At 62.8% G+C, this 18,736-nt stretch carries 17 protein-coding genes; 5 read left to right on the forward strand and 12 right to left on the reverse strand.

The window, feature by feature from the left end; genetic code table 11:
- Positions 1–94: 94 nt before the first annotated feature.
- The 9 genes from AC0L3L_RS25045 to AC0L3L_RS25085 form a co-directional block, all read right to left on the reverse strand.
- The gene (locus AC0L3L_RS25045) at positions 95–340 is read right to left on the reverse strand and encodes a MoaD/ThiS family protein (RefSeq protein ID WP_473526981.1); all 246 of its coding nucleotides are present in this window, start codon (positions 338–340) and stop codon (positions 95–97) included.
- On the reverse strand, positions 340–2,604 hold the full coding sequence (locus tag AC0L3L_RS25050) for a xanthine dehydrogenase family protein molybdopterin-binding subunit (protein WP_473639541.1): 2,265 nt from the start codon (positions 2,602–2,604) through the stop codon (positions 340–342). Before AC0L3L_RS25050 ends, AC0L3L_RS25045 begins: the two co-directional genes overlap by 1 nt.
- Positions 2,605–2,606: 2 nt before the next feature.
- Positions 2,607–3,083 (reverse strand): (2Fe-2S)-binding protein, encoded by a 477-nt coding sequence (locus AC0L3L_RS25055; protein ID WP_473487593.1) that lies wholly within the window; start codon positions 3,081–3,083, stop codon positions 2,607–2,609.
- The gene (locus tag AC0L3L_RS25060) at positions 3,083–3,943 is read right to left on the reverse strand and encodes an FAD binding domain-containing protein (RefSeq protein ID WP_473639543.1); all 861 of its coding nucleotides are present in this window, start codon (positions 3,941–3,943) and stop codon (positions 3,083–3,085) included. The genes AC0L3L_RS25055 and AC0L3L_RS25060 overlap by 1 nt, the downstream gene beginning before the upstream one ends.
- Positions 3,944–4,152: 209 nt before the next feature.
- Positions 4,153–5,088, reverse strand: coding sequence for a hypothetical protein (locus tag AC0L3L_RS25065; RefSeq protein WP_473639545.1), 936 nt, complete (start codon positions 5,086–5,088; stop codon positions 4,153–4,155).
- A gap of 231 nt (positions 5,089–5,319) precedes the next feature.
- Positions 5,320–5,694: a YybH family protein gene (locus tag AC0L3L_RS25070; protein ID WP_473597546.1), complete on the reverse strand. Its 375-nt coding sequence runs from the start codon at positions 5,692–5,694 to the stop codon at positions 5,320–5,322.
- A gap of 238 nt (positions 5,695–5,932) precedes the next feature.
- A complete protein-coding gene (locus AC0L3L_RS25075) occupies positions 5,933–9,130 on the reverse strand; it encodes an adenylate/guanylate cyclase domain-containing protein (protein WP_473639547.1) in 3,198 nt (1,065 codons plus the stop codon).
- Positions 9,131–9,464: 334 nt separating this feature from the next.
- Complete coding sequence (locus tag AC0L3L_RS25080) at positions 9,465–9,689, reverse strand: SbtR family transcriptional regulator (RefSeq protein WP_473639549.1); 225 nt, start codon at positions 9,687–9,689, stop codon at positions 9,465–9,467.
- A gap of 6 nt (positions 9,690–9,695) precedes the next feature.
- Positions 9,696–10,160: a dihydrofolate reductase gene (locus tag AC0L3L_RS25085; protein WP_473639551.1), complete on the reverse strand. Its 465-nt coding sequence runs from the start codon at positions 10,158–10,160 to the stop codon at positions 9,696–9,698.
- A 278-nt stretch (positions 10,161–10,438) separates the two neighbouring features.
- Here AC0L3L_RS25085 and AC0L3L_RS25090 point away from each other — a divergent pair, with 278 nt between their 5' ends.
- Together AC0L3L_RS25090 and AC0L3L_RS25095 are read left to right on the forward strand one after the other, a co-directional pair.
- Positions 10,439–10,738 (forward strand): hypothetical protein, encoded by a 300-nt coding sequence (locus AC0L3L_RS25090; protein ID WP_352960716.1) that lies wholly within the window; start codon positions 10,439–10,441, stop codon positions 10,736–10,738.
- Between the two features lie 698 nt (positions 10,739–11,436).
- Positions 11,437–12,303, forward strand: a complete 867-nt coding sequence (locus tag AC0L3L_RS25095; RefSeq protein WP_473639553.1) for an SMP-30/gluconolactonase/LRE family protein — start codon at positions 11,437–11,439, stop codon at positions 12,301–12,303.
- Between the two features lie 184 nt (positions 12,304–12,487).
- On the opposite strand, the gene AC0L3L_RS25100 is transcribed toward AC0L3L_RS25095, so the two are convergent.
- Complete coding sequence (locus AC0L3L_RS25100) at positions 12,488–13,117, reverse strand: TetR/AcrR family transcriptional regulator (RefSeq protein WP_473530139.1); 630 nt, start codon at positions 13,115–13,117, stop codon at positions 12,488–12,490.
- A gap of 407 nt (positions 13,118–13,524) precedes the next feature.
- Between AC0L3L_RS25100 and AC0L3L_RS25105 the strand changes: the two genes are divergently transcribed.
- Genes AC0L3L_RS25105 through AC0L3L_RS25115 form a run of 3 tightly spaced genes read left to right on the forward strand, consistent with a single transcriptional unit; the run spans position 13,525 to position 17,308 of the window.
- The gene (locus AC0L3L_RS25105; protein ID WP_473530140.1) at positions 13,525–14,010 is read left to right on the forward strand and encodes a (2Fe-2S)-binding protein; all 486 of its coding nucleotides are present in this window, start codon (positions 13,525–13,527) and stop codon (positions 14,008–14,010) included.
- A complete protein-coding gene (locus AC0L3L_RS25110; protein WP_473639555.1) occupies positions 14,007–14,990 on the forward strand; it encodes an FAD binding domain-containing protein in 984 nt (327 codons plus the stop codon). The genes AC0L3L_RS25105 and AC0L3L_RS25110 overlap by 4 nt, the downstream gene beginning before the upstream one ends.
- Entirely contained in the window at positions 14,987–17,308 is a 2,322-nt protein-coding gene (locus tag AC0L3L_RS25115) for a xanthine dehydrogenase family protein molybdopterin-binding subunit (protein ID WP_473639557.1), read from the forward strand. Before AC0L3L_RS25110 ends, AC0L3L_RS25115 begins: the two co-directional genes overlap by 4 nt.
- Positions 17,309–17,471: 163 nt before the next feature.
- Here the strand turns inward: AC0L3L_RS25115 and AC0L3L_RS25120 are convergent, their stop codons facing one another.
- Together AC0L3L_RS25120 and AC0L3L_RS25125 are read right to left on the reverse strand one after the other, a co-directional pair.
- On the reverse strand, positions 17,472–17,888 hold the full coding sequence (locus tag AC0L3L_RS25120; RefSeq protein ID WP_473639559.1) for a nuclear transport factor 2 family protein: 417 nt from the start codon (positions 17,886–17,888) through the stop codon (positions 17,472–17,474).
- Between the two features lie 113 nt (positions 17,889–18,001).
- Complete coding sequence (locus tag AC0L3L_RS25125; protein WP_473639560.1) at positions 18,002–18,580, reverse strand: TetR/AcrR family transcriptional regulator; 579 nt, start codon at positions 18,578–18,580, stop codon at positions 18,002–18,004.
- Positions 18,581–18,736 lie beyond the last annotated feature (156 nt).

The following is an 18,736-nucleotide window of genomic DNA, read 5'->3' on the forward strand; positions in this document are numbered from 1 at the left end:
GCGCGTCCGCTTTCGGTTGCCTCTGCCCTCGGGCGGAACGACTGAGATGAGGCGCAAAGCTGCCATTCTATATGCCGCACGTCCTCGCCCCCACTCACCCCCCAGCCAGCCTCGGCAGCAGAAAAATCTCCGCGCCTTGCGGCAATTCCTTCGACCACGTATCCCGATAAATCGTCCCGTCGATAGCGACGGCGATGCCGCGATCGATCAAGGGCTCGAAGCCGGGATACTGCTCAGCCAGCTTCCTGAACAGCTCCCGAATATCCTTCGCCTCGATCTCGACCTTGCTCTTGCCTCCGGCGATTGCGCCGAGCGATCCCCAGAGCGTTACTTCGACCATCAGCCTCCCCGTTCCGCCTCGATCGCCGCGAGAATCCGCGGCGGCGACATCGGGATATGCGTCATCCGCACGCCTGCGGCGTTCGACACCGCATTGGCGATCGCCGCCAGCGGCGGCACGATCGAGGTCTCGCCGACGCCACGCACCCCGTAAGGATGGTTGGGATTGGGGATCTCGAGGATCTGCGTGTCGATCATCGGCAGGTCCGAGCAGACCGGGATCCGGTAGTCGAGGAAGCCGGGGTTCTGCAGCCGCCCGTCCTTGCCGTAGATGTACTCTTCGTTGAGCGCCCAGCCGATGCCTTGCGCCGCACCCCCCTGGTACTGCCCCTCGACATAGGTTGGGTGCACCGCCTTGCCGGCATCCTGCACGACTGTGTAGCGCAGGACCCTCGTGGCGCCGGTCTCCGGATCGACCTCGATATCGCAAATATGGGTGGCGAAGGAGACGCCGGCGCCGTCGGCGACGAGCTCGCTGTGGCCGGCGATCGGCCCGCCCGTTTTCCCTGACGCGGCCGCGATCTCCTTCAGCGACAGCGCCGCAAGGTTGCCGTACTTCTCGCCTTTGGCGATGGCGTGGCCCTTTTCCCAGACCACGTCGTCGACGGGAATGTCCCACATCTGCGCGGCGCGTTCCCGCAGGATCTTGATGGCGTTGCGGGCGGCCGAGATCGTCGCCATAGAGGAGGAGAAGGTGCCGCGGCTGCCGTCGGTCATGTCGTTGTAGCCGAGGCTGGAGGTGTCAGCCACCACCGCCTTGACCTGCTCATAGGCGATGCCGAGTTCCTCCGCCGCCACCAGCGACAACGACGCGCGGGAACCACCCACATCGACCGTGCCGACGGCAAGCGAGACCGAGCCGTCCATGCCGATGTTGAGGTCGGTGCAGGTCTGGCCGCCGAAGTTGAACCAGAAGCCGCAAGCCATGCCGCGGCCCTGGTTCTTGCCTAGCGGTGCCTTCATGTGCGGATGGTTCTTCGCCGCTTCGAGCGTCGGGCCGATGCCGATCGGGCCGTATACCGGGCCGTAGGACGATCTGGTGCCTTCCTGCGCGGCGTTCCTGATCCGGAACTCGACCGGGTCCATGCCGATCTCCTTGGCCAGCTCGTCGACGGCACTTTCCACCGCAAACGCCGCCATCGGCGCCGATGGCGCGCGATAGGCGGCCGTCTTCGGCCGGTTGACCAGCACTTCGTAGCCAACCGTCTTGACGTTCTCGAGCCTGTAGCAGGCAAACGCGGTCATGGCGCCGATCTCGGCCCACATGCCGGCATAGGGGCCGCAGGAGTAGCGTAGCGTCGCCTCGGCCGCGGTGATCGTGCCGTCCTTGCGGGCGCCGATCCTGACCTCGATCGAGGTGGCGCTGGTCGGCCCCGAGGCGCGGAACACCTCGTCGCGCGTCATGACCAGCTTGACCGGCCGGCCGGCCTTGCGCGACAGCGCCAGCGCCACCGGCTCGGCCCAGACATGGGTCTTGCCGCCGAAACCGCCGCCGATCTCCGAGGAGGTGACGCGAAGCTTGGAAGCTTCCATACCAAGCAGTTGGGCGCAGTGCTGGCGGTAGACGAAATGGCCCTGCGTGCAGACCCAGAGGTCGGCAGTGCCGTCCGAGCTGACATTGGCCACGCAGGCATGCGGCTCGATATAGCCCTGGTGCGTCTGCTCGGTCTTGAAGGAGCGTTCGACGACGTAATCGGCCTGTCCAAAACCCTGATGAACGTCGCCATGGCCGTACTGAGTGCGCTTGGTGACATTGGACGGCTTGGCGGGCTTTTCCTCGAGGCCCGCGGTGAAGATGGCGTCGTTGAGCACGGGCGCCGAGTGCTTCATCGCCTCGTCGACATCGGTCACATGCGGCAGCACTTCGTAGTCGACCTCGATCAACTTCAGCGCCTGCCTGGCGGTGCGGGCGTCGACCGCGGCGACCGCAGCCACCGCATGGCCGTCATAGAGTGCTTTCTTGCGCGCCATGCAGTTGTCGAGGATGTCGTACATGGCGGAATCGCCATCGGTGAGGTCGGGCAGGTCGGCGGCGGTGATCACTGCCTTCACGCCGGGGAGTTTCTCCGCCTTCGAGGTGTCGATCTTCCTGATCGTGGCGTGGGCGTGCGGGCTTCTCAGAACACGCCCGACCAGCTGGCCGGCCATGTTGAAATCCGCGCCGTAGCGCGCGCGGCCCGTCACCTTGTCGACGCCGTCGGGACGGATGGGGCGGGTGCCGACCGAGGTGAAATTGCGCCCCGCGAAACGTGGATCGAAATTCATCGTCATGCTCCCTTCATCACGTTTGCCGCGTCCTGGACGGCGCGCACGATCTTGTCATAGCCGGTGCAGCGGCAGAGGTTCCCGGCGAGGCCGAAGCGGATTTCCTCCTCGGTCGGGTCGGGGTTCTTGGCCAAAAGGTCCTTCGCAGCGATCAGGAAGCCCGGCGTGCAGATGCCGCATTGCAGTGCTGCGTGCTCGAGGAACTTCTGCTGCAGCGGATGCAGCGTGTCGCCATGCGCCATGCCTTCGACGGTCTCGACGCGCCGGCCTTCAGCCTCCGCGCCAAGCACCAGGCACGAACACACCAGCCGGTCGTCGAGGATGATGCTGCAGGCGCCGCAGTCGCCGGTGCCGCAGCCTTCCTTGGCGCCGGTCAGCCCGAGGCGGTCGCGCAGCACATCGAGCAGCGTCTCGTCCGGTTGACAAAGGTACTCGAAATTGTCGCCGTTGATTGTCGTTGAGACTGCTACACCGGCCATCATTTGCCTCCTGCACGTGCATAGGCGGTCATGGCGGCCCGCCTGGCCAGCACACCCGCAACTTTCCTTCTGAATTCGATGGTGCCGCGCTTGTCGTCGATGGGCCGGCAGGCCCCCGAGCAGACCTTGGCGAGCCGCTCCAGCGCGGCTTCGTCCAGCTTCCTGCCGATGAGGGCTTCGGCGGCCTCTTCCACCAGCAGCACCGTCGTCGCCACGGCGCCCAGTGCCACGCGGGCCGATTTGACGACACCTTGCTCATCGAGCGTCAGGTTCACCCCGGCGCTGACTACGGCGATGTCCATCTCCGTGCGTGGAATGAAACGCAGATAGGCATCGCCGGAGCGCGGCGCGCGCCTGTCGAGCAGGATCGCCTCGATGATTTCTCCCTTGGCGAGCGACGTCTTGCCAGGCCCGGTCGGCACTGCCTCTACCGCGACCGTGCGCCTGCCTCCTGGCCCGATGATCAATGCCCTGGCGCCGGCGGCCACCAGCGCCGGCACGCTGTCGGCGGCCGGCGAGGCGTTGCAAAGATTGCCGACGATTGTGCAGCGTCCCTGCACCTGTTTCGAGCCAATCAGCTTGGCCGCTTCGACTACGCCCGGCCATTCCCTCTTCAAGGCCGCGCTCTCGCCCATCAGGGCGCAGGAGACCGCCGCACCGATGCCGAAGCCCTCCGCCGTTTCCCTGATCTCGCCCAGTCCCTCGATCGCCTTGATATCGACGATAAGGTCGGGCTCGATAAAGCCGCCTTTCATCCTCACCAGGAGGTCGCTGCCTCCGGCGAGAATGGCGGCCGTGCCAGACGAGCCGGCCAACTGGCCAACAGCATCTTCCATTGAAAGCGGACGTATGTAGCGCATCGTCTCCCCTTGATCATCGCAATCCTGTCGGCCTGTTATAGGGCCTTCGATCGGAATGGTCATCCGGTTCTGCATCAGCAGCGATTAGGCCAGCGCCGCAAGACGAATGGCAAAATTCCACCCCCATATCGACCATCGGCGGTAGCCAGCTGACTGAGTCTGAGCCTAGACCCGCAGGGCGGCGGGCCTTTTGCCGCCGCGTTCTCGACTCAGGGTGCCGGGCTGAACTGGAGCAATTTGAAGCAATCGCCGCTTCCCGACTTCAACTGCGTCAGGAAGCGTTTCGACCGGTCGATCCATTCCTGGTGCGACCTGGCATCGGCTTCGATCTCGTTGACCGGTCCAAGATTGACGAAGCTGCGCCCCTTGCTGAAAAGCCAGCACGCACGGCCGAGAAGTCTCCGGCTGCGCTGGCGCAAGAGGTCGGCATCATAAAAGATGTCGAGCACCTCCTGCTTGATCTTTGCCTCCTTTTCGGGACTTGCGATCGCAACCGCGATCGAGTCTCCGCCGATCGCATCCTGCAGGTCCTTGTAGTCGAGGGCGAGCTGAGTGGTGGCATATTTGATCTCGCTCTCATCCCGGACGATGTTGAACCACAGCGTGGGATCGAGTTCGTTGACGACGAACGATGCCTCGAAATCGCGCGATAGGTTCAGGATATCGAAGGCTTGAACCTCAACGTCGCGCTCAACCAGAAGGATCTGGGCGACCTGCTTGCCGAGTTCCGCCCCGTGCGCGCTGATCGCGGCATTCGTTCCACCGAGCTCCGGGCTGATGTAAGGCCCGCCATCATCCAGCAGCGCATCGAATTCGCCAAGGTATTCGACGACGGCGGCGCCGCGAGCAATGCGCGCGGCCAGTTTGGCGAGAGCCAGCTGCAGCTCCGTTTCGCGTTTGCGCTGGTCCTGATAATTCTGCTGAAAAAAGAAGATGAACAGAGAAACGCCAATTCCGATCAGGATCACCCCGAGCTGGGAAAAGATGTTGCGATAATATTCCAGCAGCTTTTCACGATGGCGTATGTCGTGGCGCACATTGTGTGCCACACGAGCATTGACGATCAGCGAAAGGATCAGAAGCCCGGCACCGACCAGGATGAGGCCGCCGATGAGGAAATAGCCATGGCCTGAGCTGAAATCCATGCGTTTGCCGCGTCCCTGAAGCCCCAGACCGCGCAGACTAATACCATTCCGCTTCAACGCCTACATGTTCGTAGGAGGCGTCAACATCCGGAAACCCTGGTGCCAGCGTGACCTAAGGACAGCTTCGGGTGGGGGATCTGCCATTCGTTCCGAAACGGCGCGGTCCCTGGCGTATTGGGTTTTTTTGCCGTCGGTAGATCCGCGATCCATCCAACCCCAGGAAGCAGCGCATCAGTTCCAAGTGTGGAGGCATACTCTCCACGATCCATCGGTTTCGCGTCGGAAGATTGTGACTATGGATCCTTCGTAGCGCTGCGTTTCGCCGCCTTCGGCCGACCATTTCCCGGTCGCGTAGGCAATGTCACCGGCGGCCACTGCATCCACGAGTTCGATGCCATGGTTCCCCACACCAGCCGAGATCAATTCCTTCCAGAAGTCCTTGATAGCACTCGTCCCCCTTACGAAGGCATGGGTGGACGGCAATACAACCGCGTCGGGTGTATATAGAGCAGCGACTGCGTCAGCATTGCCGCTATTGAAGGCCGAATTCCAGCCATCATTCGCCTTCTGAAGCACGTCGCGGATATTCTCGGTCGGTTGTGCCATGGCGTCCTCCTTTGTCTGTCGCCATTTCAATCAATTGGCCGCCCGAAGGTCTTCAGCCGGTGTTGCGAGTGCATGTGCGGCTTGCAGGTCAGGCAACGTTTGTCCCTCGGTAAACCCGGAATAGATGAGTGCGAGCCGCTCGCGAGCACCAGAAATGGGAGAGTCGGCCCGCGCGAGGCTCAGCGCAGCACGCAGCTCCCAGAATCGCGCACCCTGGGCCTGGGCAATCGCCAGCGCGTCAGACAGGCGATTTTTGGCAAGTGCAACTCCGTCTTCCCCCGACTGCAAGGAGCACCTCGCCCTGTAGGCGTAGCACCTCAGCTGCAAACCATCGTTCATTGGTGCGTTCGATCCTGGCATGTGCTTCTTTAAGCAAACGGAGTGCAACATCGTGGTCGCCGGCTCTGACCTGGATCTGCGCCTGAAGAGCGATGAAATAAGGAACCATGAATTCCGCGCCGGTCGCACGCCACTCAACAAGGCCTCGTTGGAGTTCCAGGCGACCCCGATCGGCATCGCCCGCCTCAGCGAGTGTCCAAGCGCTCAAGATTGCGGCGCCGGCAAGCCAAAAACGGAATCCAGCTTCGCTGGCAATGCGGGTCAACTCTGCGCAGCGTTCCCGGACACCTTCGCGATCGCCAAGGATCTGGCGGATGACGCCGCCGAAGAATAATGGCAGAGCGAGGCTGTTGCGATGACCCACACGATACGCTTCAGCAACCGCCTCGTCGTTGGCCGCCAGAGCCTGATCAGGAAACCCAAGCGGCAGCAATGTGCGGGCGAGATAGTCCAGGCACACGACCCGTGGATCGAAGGCGTAAACAAACGCCGGCGATCTGTGCTCCTGGGGATCGTAGAGAGCCAGCGCCTGCTCGAGATGTGCCCGGGCGCGGGCGAATTCGCCGGCAGGCAACGCGCTGACCCCGGCCGCCCGATGAGCAAAGAACGACAGCCCACAGTCGTTGCTCGCTTCCGCCAATTCAAGCAGGCGGTCCGCTGCGCTACGCGCCTCCGCCAACTCGGCAGCATAGAGGTGGTAAAGACATAGACCGTAAAGAACCGGAAAGAGCTGACGTGTATCGCTCAGCTCCTCACAGAGTTCGCGCGCGCGACCATAAGCGGCCGCTGTCGAAGGTGCTGCGAAGCCCTGCGCAGCAACGTGCGTACTGCCGAGCGCCAACTGGATTGCAAGTTCGCGCCGCGAACGCTCTTCGGACGGTGGCATCGCCGAAAGCCCGGTTAGGGCGTTGTCGAATCTGGCGAGCGCCTCAGTCAAGACAGAGCGAGAAAGCGCCCGACGACCAGCGATTTCATTGTACTCGACAGCCTTTTCCACAAGGCCCGCCTGACCAAAGTGGTGGGCAAGCAGTTCGGGCTCTGTGGTGACGATTTCGGGGAAGCGTTCCTCGAGAATGGACGCAATCCGGGCATGAAGCTGCTGGCGGCGGCTGTGCAGGAGGCTGCTGTAGGCCGCATCCTGCACGAGCGCATGCTTGAAGACGTAAGTTACTTGGCTGTTGCTGCCGCGGCGGAAAACAAGGCCGGCCGCTACTAGCTCGTTCGTTGCCCGCTCAAGCTCAAAATCAGGAAGTCCAGCGGCTGCGGCAAGCAACTCGTGCTTGAACTCGCGACCGATCACTGCCCCGATCTGCGCGACCTCCCGGACCGAAGCCAACCGATCGAGCCGGGCCATCAGCGAGTCGTGCAGAGTGGCCGGGACGGCAAACGGAGGCAGTGGGCCTGCCAGCACGAGTTCGCCGTCACGCTCTTCAAGCAGGCCCGATTCAAGCACGACCTTCGTCAATTCTTCCACGAAAAGCGGCACGCCCTCGGTCTTCGACAGAACCTGATCCAGCACTGTTGCGGGTAACTGCTTGCCCCCCGTCATCGCTGCAATGATAGAGGCCGCTTGGGAACGGCTGAGCCGATTCAGGGTCAAAAAAGTCGCGTGCGGAAGACCAGCCCAGCGGACTGCGCCTTCCGGTCGCGAAGTTGCAATCAGCATTATAAGCAAGTGTTGAATCCGGCCCGCGATTTGGTCGAAGAGCTCGGCGGACATCGGATCAAGATAATGCGTGTCCTCAAGCTGCATCAGGACCGGCTTGCTGCGGGCCAGTGCCTCCAGCTGCTCGATCAGCACCTCGAATGTGCGAGACTTCTGTTTTTGCGCCATCAGGTCGAGCTTGGGATAGCGTCCCTCGGTCGGGATCGACAGCAATGCCGCGATTAGTGGGATCGCCTCATTGGGGTTCTTTGTCGAACCGGCGAGCAGTTGCTCAAGAAAGTCAAGCTGACGCTCGGGCGGGTCCGTCCGCCTGATGTTCCCGGCCCGGAGCAACTGATCCGTCACAGGATAGAGGGCGGTTTCGAGGTGATAAGGCGAGCAGTAATACCGCAGTCGCGTGTGTGCCTCGTCTTTTAGGCGCTCCAGCAGCTCTTGCAGAATGCGGGACTTGCCTATGCCAGCCTCGCCGAATAGCTCGACAACTTGGCCTTCCCCGGAAGCGGCAAGCAGCCACCGATCGAGGAGCAGGGCGATGTCATGTTCCCGCCCTGTAAGCGGCGCAGATTCGGCTGCATGAAGTGCTTCGAATCGACTCTCGGCGCGTCCCTCTCCAATCACTTTGAATGCGTTTATGGGCGTGTCGAAGCCTGGCAACCGCTGCGGCCGGATTCTGGTCACCTCGAACAGCTTTCCGATAAGTCTATAGGTAAGCTCCGAGATGACTACCGTTCCCGGCTCGGCCAAAGTTTGGAGCCGAGCTGCAAGATTGGGGGTCTCGCCCACGACTGCATTCTCTTGCGCGGCACCTACACCAATCAGGTCGCCCACGACTACGACGCCAGTTGCAATGCCGACCCGGACCGAGAGTTGCTGCCCGTCACCCAAAGACAAGTCAGCTACGGCAGCGACCACCGCAAGCGCCGCGCGAACAGCGCGCTCGGCCTCGTCCTCGTGTGCCTGCGGCCAACCGAAATAGGCCAATACTCCGTCGCCCATAAGCTTCGCGACGTGTCCCTCGAAGCGAAGGACTTCGCCAGCGACAGTATTCTGAAACTTCCTCAAGAGGTCGCGCATCTCCTCAGGGTCAAGCCGCGTCGCAAGCGCGGTAGAACCGACGAGATCCACGAACATGACCGTCAATTGACGCCGTTCTGCCTCGCGAGGCCGTCCAGGTTCGCCGGACCGCTCAACCGAAGCCGACGTCCGAATTGGTGAGGCTGAAGCTGGTTTCGCCGACTCTAACGCCGGCTCTCCTTGCATCGCGGCAATTGCCTCCAGGATGCGCTTGCGGTGGGCAAGCGCGGCAACCCCGATTTCTTTCAGGTCCTCGGCGGTGAGGCGCGGCAGTATTTCGGCATCAATCGCGTTTTCGTCGAAAGCCGAAATGTACTGCTCCAGGCCTAAACCTCTGAGCCAAACTGCGATATTCATTGGGCTCCCTCCGCAGCCATTTGGCCCCGCTTCGGTGGGGCAGGAAACATATCACAAAGGCATCGCGATAACACGCGAGTTCGTGTGTCGCAGCCGCCCCGCGCGAGGCCGGGTGCTGAGTTGAGGCTTCAGCAATGGCAAGAGGCGCCTTAATCCGTGCGGCGAACTCGGCAAGAAACTGAAGCTATGCCGGTGCGGTGAAATTCGCGCTGCCCATAGTCCGCTGATGCCCGCCTTCGCTCATGCACCTGACATTCGGTGAGAACCCCGCAAACGTCGCCAATTGGCGCGTAGCCGACTTCGTTCTAGCGCCGCGCTTTCGGCAGCCCAGCCTTCACCCGCCCTTCGCGGACTTGCCAGCCCCAAACCTCAGCCCGTCCATCAGCAGCGAGACCAGCCGGCGCGAGCGGTCGCGCCAGTCCTCGGTGTCGGGCGCTGAATAGATGCCGCCCAGCTCGTCGGAGGCGTCGACGTCGCTGCGGATCGAGCCATCGGCCACCGCCGCTTCGATCAGTTGCCGCAAAGTCGCAGAAAATGCGGACTGGAACTTGGGTCGCAACGTGGTCTAAATGTTCCCCGAATCGAAACGAGCCGAGCCTTCATTGGTCGCGTGATTTCTCGCAACCTCGCCACTTCCCGTAAGCCATCTTGCATCGAACCAGCGGTCCGCCGGCCCGTCATAGGGCAGCCGGGTGACATCCCAGTGGCTGACGAAGCGCGCGTAGGCGTCCCACACCGGTGGACCGCCGCCGATGAAAACGACACGGCCGGCAAAGCGTTGGAGCGTGTCCTCGGGATCCATGCTGGAGCGAACAACGACAAGTTCCCGATCCGCGCGAGCAAAATCCGGAACGCTCGCGATCGTCTTGGGGCCGGCGAGCAAGACGTGTCCTCTCGTGACGTCGAAAAACCGTGCAACGTCGGCGACGAACTCCGGCGACCGGTTGCCTTCCCAGGGAAGGCGCCCATCGAGGCCAATCTGCCCCGCTTGGCCGATGGCACAGACAACCCTAACGACAGTCTTCTTCATGAGTACTCCATCGATGGCCGACTAATCGCATTTGCTACGTCTGCACGTCATGCGGCGCAACGGGGTTCCGTAAGGTGTTGGGTCCGACAACCGCCTGAAACGTCGATCGTTGTCTGCGGACGCTTCGGCAATGAGATGGCACCATTTCTGTTTGTACCAACGTGAGAAAAGCATTTCGCGGCACTTCGGGCAAATGCGGCATAGCAAGGTTGCAGCGGTGTTCGGGTGCCGAACGACCTCCGAAGCGCTCGTCTAATACTTTAGTTGTAATCTCTCGCGTGTTTGATATCGTGACAGCGGGAGGAATTCAGATGGCGGTGGAGTGCACATCCGCGCCCCATATGGGCGTTTTTTCAACCATTGAACTGGATCTCTTGAGGGGTGTGGTTCGGGAAATTTTGCGGTCCGGCGAAGCGGAGCTTGACAACGAGGACGCCGAAATGATCGCGCGCGTGGTCATCGCAACCTACAAGGACGGCGCCTCGGGTCGCGAGGAATTGCTTGAAGCCGCCCGGATTGCCGCCAGGCGCTGCGCTCTCGACCATTTTTACGATCGAGCAGTCGGCTTGTTCGCATAGGATTTCGCACCGGACGCAATTCAGCGCGGAGTTACTTGCTCCGCTGGCATTCCGTTATCGAATGGGGCGACAGCCGCATTCAGGTGAGGTTGAGGATGTCATCGCGGCGCGGCAAGCGCGCGAATTTACCCGTCAGGACCTGTGTTTACCTACCCTGGTTGTCGGCGGTTGCGTCGGTGCTGCTACGCTGGGCGTTAGCGCCGTCACTCTGTTGCTCGGCCCACCCACCCGGACCGGTCGGAAAGCTCGGCTCTCCTTCCGCCTCTAGGCTCTCGTGGAACTCAGTGGCAGGTCTTTCCTGGGTATTGGCGGCCGCTCGTGCCCGATTTCGGCAATATCAACGATCCGAGCCTCGAGCCGATGATGCGTTCGGCGAACCGCATCGGCCGTCCGCAAAAGGCGACAGGCTGGCGTTTCGATTAGTAGGCGTCGCTTTCGAACACCGGCCTCTCGCGCCGAGTACAGCGTCGCGGGATGTCAGGCGTTGCTTTTCGTCCGCAGTACGGCTTCCAGGACAGTTGACGTTGGAACTGCCATTCATCTGGGGAATTGTAAAGTTGACGAGGCTAAGCAGAAATCGCTCTGACAGATGGATTTGTCGGAATCGAAGCTGCAACCCTACGCTTTGCATAAGCGACGAAGCAATGTTCGGTTGCACTTACCCGGATACACAAGAAAAACAATATAGGGAGGTTATCATGATCAAGTTGCAGTCAGTTCTATTTTCTATTCTACTACTAGGAGTGGCAGGCTCACCTGCGAAAGCGGAGGAGGTCTGGTCGCTTGACGGATTCAAGGCCCCGGAGAGCGTATTTTTCGACGCCAAGCGGAACATCTTCTACCTCTCCAACATTGTTGGCGACCCCGCCGGCAGGGATGGGGTCGGATACCTTTCGAAGGTTTCGCCTGACGGAAAGTTGCAGGCAGCCGAGTGGGTGACCGGCCTTAATGCGCCCAAGGGATTGGTGATGCAAGGCGATACGCTTTTCGTCACCGACATCGATCGGCTTGTGGCCGTCGACGTCGAGAGCGGTAAAATCACTGGAACGTGGCCTGCCGAAGGCGCTCAGTTCCTGAATGATCCCGCCGTCGACGAGGCGGGTCGTGTCTTTGCTTCCGACATGCTGGCGAACAGGATTTATGTTCTGGACAATGATGCTCTCTCCGTCTGGCTCGAGAGCGAGGATCTTCTGCATCCGAACGGTCTGCGTATCGAAGACGGTCGCCTCCTCGTCGCCGGCTGGGGTCGCGACATCCAGCCGGATTTTTCGTCCAAGACACCCGGCCATCTGATCGCGGTCGACCTGAAGACGAAGGCCATCTCTGACATCGGGTCCGGCGAGCCTGTTGGAAATCTAGATGGTCTAGAATCGGACGGGGCAGGGAACTGGCTGGTTACCGATTGGGTCGCAGGGGCGCTCTTTCGCATTCATCCGGATGGAAAAGTCGAGCAACTGATGGACCTCAATCAAGGCAGCGCCGATCTGGAATTCATGGAAGAAAAGAAGCTGGCAATCATCCCGATGATGATGGACGGCAAACTGGTCGCGACTCGACTGGATTGAGCAACTTGGGAAGAGGCTTGAATAGTCCTCTCCCCAACTGGCCGCACGGGATCGGCCTTGGCCCCTTGGGCGCAAGGTCCGAGAGGGGGTCGAAAAGGCGATATTGGTGGCGGTACTCGCGAGCGCCCGGAAATGGCGCAAAGCGGACTTCGTCCCAGCGCCGCGCTTTTCGGCAGCCCAGCCTTCACCCGCCCTTCGCGGACTTGCCAGCCCCAAACCTCAACCCGTCCATCAGCAGCGACACCAGCCGGCGCGAGCGGTCGCGCCAGTCCTCGGTATCGGGCGCAGAATAGATGCCGCCCAGCGCGTGCAGAACGTCGGAGCTGTCGACGTCGCTGCGGATCGAACCGTCGGCGACCGCCGCTTCGATCAGCTGCCGCAAGGCAAGTGTCACCCGGCCGGACATGTCCGAGAACAAGGTTGAATTGGTGTTGAGCAGGATACGCAGGCTCGTCGCCAGCCCGCGCTTGGTGGCGATGTAGTCGACGAAGCGCTGCATCCACTGTTCGAGCGCAACGTCGGGCGGGTGGTGAAGAGCGAGCTCGTCGGCGGCCACGCACAGGCTTTCCACTTCGCGCCGGTAGACCACCTCGACCAGATGCTCGCGCGTCGGAAAATGCCGGTAGAGCGTGCCGATGCCGACGCCGGCCTGGCGCGCGATCTCCTCCAGCGAGGCATCGGCGCCATGCGTGGCAAAGGCCGCTGCTGCTGCCTCGACCAGCGCGTCGCGGTTGCGCTGCGCATCGGCGCGCAGCGGTTTTGCCGCTGTCGGGTCGGGCTCGTCTTTGGCGGTTGCGGGCGGCTGCGAAGCCAAAATTTTCTCCACTGCGAATACGGGGCTTGAACCCGACGGGTCCACCCCCCACGTAATAAACGGAGGCTCCTCCGTTTTAGTGGAGCACCTTTATCATATAACCAGGGGACCGGTATGTCACGTGTCGAGAGCCTGCAAGCCGGCGAGAGCGTGATCTCCCCCCCTCGAGGGGGAGTTGTCGCCGAAGGCGACAGAAGGGGGTCGGTTCGACCGGGCACGACCTCCTGCGGCAGATGGGGGTGGCGCTCTATGCGAGGCGACCCCCTCTGGCCGCTTCGCGGCCATCTCCCCCTCGAGGGGGAGATTATGCGCGCCGCCGTTTTCGCCGATCTTCCCCGCCCTTGCCGCTCGCCGGCCGGGCACCAGATCATCCCCCTTCGCGTCAAGCAACAGGAGCCAGACGCCCCATGACAAGCAAAACCCGAATTCCCATCCAACTTCAAATCAACGGACATCGCCATGAACTGGAGGTCGAGCCGCGCGTCACGCTGCTCGACGCCTTGCGCGATCATCTCGGCCTGACCGGCACCAAGAAAGGCTGCGACCAGGGCCAATGCGGCGCCTGCACCGTGCATGTCGACGGCCAGCGTGTGCTGGCCTGCCTGACGCTCGCCGCCCAGGCCGAGGGCAGGGCGGTCACATCAATCGAAGGGCTTTCTGACGGCGACGGCACGCTGCACGCGGTGCAGGCCGCTTTCCTCGAACAGGACGCCTTCCAGTGCGGTTACTGCACGCCGGGCCAGATCATGTCGGCTGTCGCCTGTATCCGCGAGGGCCATGCCGGCTCGGATGACGAGATCCGCGAATATATGGCCGGCAATCTCTGCCGTTGTGGCGCCTATCCGCACATCGTCGCCGCCGTGCGCCAGGCGGCACTGGAGGTCGCGTCATGAGGGATTTTTCCTATCTGCGCGCCAATTCCATCGATGCGGCACGCCAGGCGGCGGCGCTGCCCGGCGCCATGCTGCTCGCCGGCGGCACGACGCTCATCGATCTCGCCAAATGCGGCGTCACCGAACCCGAAACCGTGGTCGACATCACCCATCTCAAGGGACTGGATGGGATCACGGTCGATGACCGGGGCGCCACGATCGGAGCGTTGGCAAGGATGAGCAGCGTCGCCGACCATGCCGAGATAAAAAGCCGGTTCCCCGCCGTCTCGGATGCGCTGTGGCAGGCGGCCTCGGCGCAGCTCCGCAACATGGCGACCATCGGCGGCAATCTGATGCAGCGCACGCGCTGTCCGTATTTCCGCGATCCGGCGAATTTTCCGGCCTGCAACAAGCGTACGCCCGGCAGCGGCTGCTCGGCGATCGGCGGCGTCACCCGCGGCCATGCCGTGCTCGGCACCAGCGAAGCCTGCATCGCCAGCTATCCCGGCGATCTGGCGACAGCGCTGGTCGCCTTCGACGCAACAGTCCATCTCGGCGATCGCCAGGTCGCGGTCGATGACTTTTTTCTCCTGCCGGGCGCCACGCCCGACAGGGAACATGCGATCGCGCCAGGCGAGATGCTCACCGCGATCAGCATTCCTGCTTCCGCCGCAGCACGACGTTCGACCTATCTAAAAGTCCGCGACCGGCAATCCTACGAATTTGCCGCTGCAAGTGCCGCCGTCGGCATCGAGTTCGAGGCTGACGGAAGGACGATCCGTGATTTGCGCGTGGCGCTCGGCGGTGTCGCCACCAGGCCGTGGCGCGCTCGCGCCGTGGAAGAGGCGCTGAAAGGCAGGCTGCTGGAGCCCGACACGGTCCGGCGCGCCAGCCTGCTCGCCATCGAGGGCGCCGTCGACCACGGCGCCAACCATTACAAGATCGAACTGGCGCCGCGCGTCGTCGCCCGCGTCATCCTGAAAATTGGAGAAACGGCATGACCGTTCACGACGTCAGATCAAGACATGATGATTTGAAGAGAGGCGACGCTTCCGACGGCGCCATCCTCGCGGAGGCAGTGGGCGGGCGGCTGTCGCGCGTCGATGGCCCGGCCAAGATCACCGGCGCCGCAAAATACGCGGTCGAGCAGCAGCCCGAAGGGCTCAGCCACGCGGTCCTGGTCGAGAGCAGGATTGCGGCCGGCAAGGTGCGTTCGATCGACACGGCCGCGGCTAAAAGCGCGCCGGGCGTGCTTCTGGTGCTGACGCCGGACAATGCGTTGCGCCTCAACACCGCTACGGACTGGCTGGGCACGCCGCCGCCAGATATTCCCTATTGCCCGCTGGCGCGCGACATCACCTTCAGCGGGCAGCATGTCGCGGCGGTGGTGGCCGAGAGTTTCGAGCAGGCGGTCGCGGCCGCGGCACTGGTCAAGGTCGCCTATGACGAGACGCCGGCCATCGTCGATCTCGACGATCCGAAGGCCGGCGACGGCATTCCGATCGACACGATGACCAAGGAATGGGGCGATGCGCAGGCGGCTTTCGCCGCCGCCCCGGTTCGGATCTGCGCCGCCTACAACACGCCGCGCGAATACCAGGCGCCGATGGAGCCGCACGGCCTGATCGCGCACTGGCAGGGCGACCAACTGACCGTGTGGGAGCCCAGCCAATGGCTCGACGGCATGGCGCGGACCTATGCCGAATGGTTCGGCGTGCCGTTCGAGAATGTGCGCCTGGTCTCGCCCTTTATCGGCGGCGGTTTCGGCTCCAAGGCGTTCGCTTACGGCTACGGCGCGGTGGCGGCGATGGCCGCGAGAATGCTGGGACGGCCGGTGAAGCTGGCGGTCACCAGGCCGCAGACCTTCACCGCCTATGGCGGACGGGCGGCGACGCGCCAGACGGTGGCGCTCGGCGCCGACGCAGAGGGACGGATCCAGTCGATCGTGCATCGCGGCGTCAACGAGACCTCGGTCGACGGCATCTGGGTCGAGCCGCTCGGTTCGGTCACCTCGATCATGTATGCGACACCGAATTTCTCGTCGCGGCAGAACGTCGTGCGGGTGAATACGGTGGTGCCGGGGGCGCTGCGCGCGCCGGGCGAGAACCCGAGCGCCTTCGGCATCGAAGGCGCGATCGACGAACTGGCTTACGAGGTCGGCATCGATCCGCTGGAAATCCGGCTCAGGAACTATGCCGAACAGGATCCGGAGGCGAACAAGCCGTGGTCGACACGCCAGCTGCGCGAGGCATTCGCTGCCGGTGCCGAGGCCTTCGGCTGGTCGAAACGTGCACCAGAGCCGCGCTCGATGCGCCACGGCGATCAGCTGATCGGCTGGGGTGTAGCCGCCGGCACCTATCCGGTGCGGCGCGCCTATGGCGAGGCGATGGTGCGCATTCTCGCCGACGGCTCGGTCGAGGTCGAAAGCTCGAGCATCGACATGGGGCAGGGCACCTATACGATCCTGGCGCAGACCGCCGCCGAAGTGGTCGGCGTGCCAGCTGAGAACGTCGTGGTGAAGCTGGGAGACTCGCGCTATGCCCGCGCCGGCGTCACCGGCGGTTCGCGGCTGGCCGGCGTGATGACCGGCGCGGTGCACAAGGCGGCGACCGCCGCGCTCGATGAGTTGGTCGGGCTGGCGATCAGCGATCCAAATTCGCCGTTCCATGCGCTGCAGGCCAACACCCTGGTCGTTGCCAATGGCCGCATCGCCTCGCCGCGCGGCGACAGCCCTGAGGTCTCGATCGCCGAGCTGCTCGGCAGCGTCGGACGCAGCCAGATCGAGGCGATGGGCGACACCATGCCGGCCAATTCGACGGCTGACGATCGCTACAAGAACTACACGACCATCGCGACGGCGCTGTCGCACACCGAGGGCGACTATTCCCGCCACAGCTGGTGCGCGCATTTCATCGAGGTGCGCGTCGACGAGGATTTTGGCACGGTTCGCGTATCGCGCGTGGTGTCGGCGCTGGATTCAGGTCGGCTCTACAACCCCAAGCTCGCCGAAAGCCAGTGGAAGGGCGGCATCATCATGGGCATCGGCCAGGCGCTGCTGGAGGAAGGCATCGTCGACCGCCGCCACGGCCGCATCGTCAACAACAATTTGGCCGACTATCTCATCGCAACCAATGCCGACATTCCCGACATCGAGGTGATCTCGGTCGGCATCCCCGACCCGCATTCCTCGGCGCTTGGTGGCAAGGGTGTAGGCGAACTCGGCATCGTCGGCGTGGCGCCGGCGATTGCGAACGCGGTGTTCCACGCCACCGGCAAAAGGGTGCGGGACCTGCCGATCACGCTGGAGAAGCTGATCTAGGGGCGAGACGGCGAAGTAGCCAATCTCTCCCACACGGGGGGAGATCGGCCGTCATCCTGGGCTTTCGCCAATCTCCAACGTTGCAAGACAGCGCCCACACAGTGACACCACCAGGCTCCCCAAGTGGGGGAGATCGGCGGCTTCAGCGTCTGATCTGCTTCAATCAAAACATCCCGTTCTGGTTGAGCGGCTGTTCCGGGATCGGCTGGGTAACGTCCCAGTGCTCGACGATCTTGCCCTCCTCGAGCCGGAAGATGTCGACGATGGCCGAGCCGCGGTCGCCCGGCACGCGCACGCCATGCGTGTGCGCGATGATGAAGTCGCCGTCGGCAAAGACCCGCTTGACCTCGGCGCGCAGGCCGGGGAAGTTTTCCCGTAGGAAGGCGAGGAAGTCCTTGAAGCCTTCGATGCCGTCGGCAATCAAGGGATTGTGCTGGACGTAGCGGCTGCCGAGGAACTTCGAGGCGGCCTTGAAATCCGTCCGGTTGATGGCGGCTTCATAGAAGGCAAGAACGGTCGCTTTATTGGCCTCGAGTTTCAAAGCCTCGGAGTCGATTTTGTTCGCCAGCGATAAGGTCATGATGGTTTCTCCAGTTTGCGGTTGAAGACGACGGTATTCTTGAACTAAAGGTACAAAATTGGTCGTGACGAAAGAGAGCCCGATTGCCGGTGCCCGATCATGGTTTTTCCTGGCTAGATCAACGACATCACGACATGCACGACGCGGTGCAATTGCTCGGTCCGGTCGGACATTTTCGCGATCACGGTCATGCCGAGGATCGTGGTCATCAGCAGGCTGGCCAGCTCCCGCGCGTCGCGGCCGGCATCGATATCGCCATTGCGTTGGCCCTCCTCGATCGTGCCCTGCAGCGCGCGTTCCATGCGCTCGAAAATCGAGTGCACGATTACGGTGGCGGCCGCGTCGCGCCCGCCAAGCTCGGCAACCGTGTTCACTCCCATGCAGCCGCGCCGCCGCAGATGGGCGATCTCCGGCGCAGCAAGCCGCTCGAGCGCTGCCTGCAGCCGCGCCCTTGCCGGGTCTGGCCGGTTCAGCACAGTAAGCAGGGCCGCCACGCGCGCGTCGCCGTAATGGCGCAACGCCTCACCGAACAGCGCCCGCTTGCTGTCGAAGGTGTTGTAGAGACTGCCCTTGCCGATGCCGAGCGCCTCGACAAGGTCGGCCGGCGTCGTCGCGCCATAACCCTGGCGCCAGAACAGATCCGTCGCGGTGGCGACGGCGGCGTCGGGGTCGAATTGCTTCAGTCTTCCCATGGCCGATGGTGGTAGCGATTCTGTACTTGTAGGTCAAGAAAAATCGGTGAAGCAGCGGGCAGGGCAGAGGGGGTGCTGTCCCATAGGCGCTAACTTAGGGCATGAGCGTTATCCTTGCTGCGGCGGATTGGCTTTTTCGTCGCCTCGGTGGATCGC

This window comes from Mesorhizobium sp. WSM4849, from assembly GCF_055811385.1.